Source organism: Bacillus sp. EKM420B, assembly GCF_011065565.1.
Classification (GTDB): domain Bacteria; phylum Bacillota; class Bacilli; order Bacillales; family Bacillaceae; genus Bacillus; species Bacillus velezensis.
Genome location: NZ_JAAMNX010000077.1, coordinates 1 through 230, shown reverse-complemented (window position 1 = coordinate 230; position 230 = coordinate 1). Strand labels below are relative to the sequence as shown.

The 230-nt window shown below is 40.9% G+C and carries 1 rRNA gene; it reads right to left on the bottom strand.

Going from position 1 to position 230, the window contains the following annotated elements:
* Positions 1-90: ribosomal RNA gene (gene rrf, locus G9F48_RS19605) — 5S ribosomal RNA — on the bottom strand; the annotation flags it as partial.
* Positions 91-230: the final 140 nt, after the last annotated feature.

Sequence of the window (230 nt, the reverse complement as noted above, 5' to 3'; positions counted from 1 at the left end):
GGGAAACCCCCGACTACCATCGGCGCTGAAGAGCTTAACTTCCGTGTTCGGCATGGGAACGGGTGTGACCTCTTCGCCATCATCACCAGACGTTTTAGTGACATGTATTATTATACTATGTATTTCAGAAAAAGCAAGAGTTTTTTTAAAAAATTCTCTCAAAACTAGATAACAGTAAGCATACATTCAAATTGGTTAAGTCCTCGATCGATTAGTATCTGTCAGCTCCA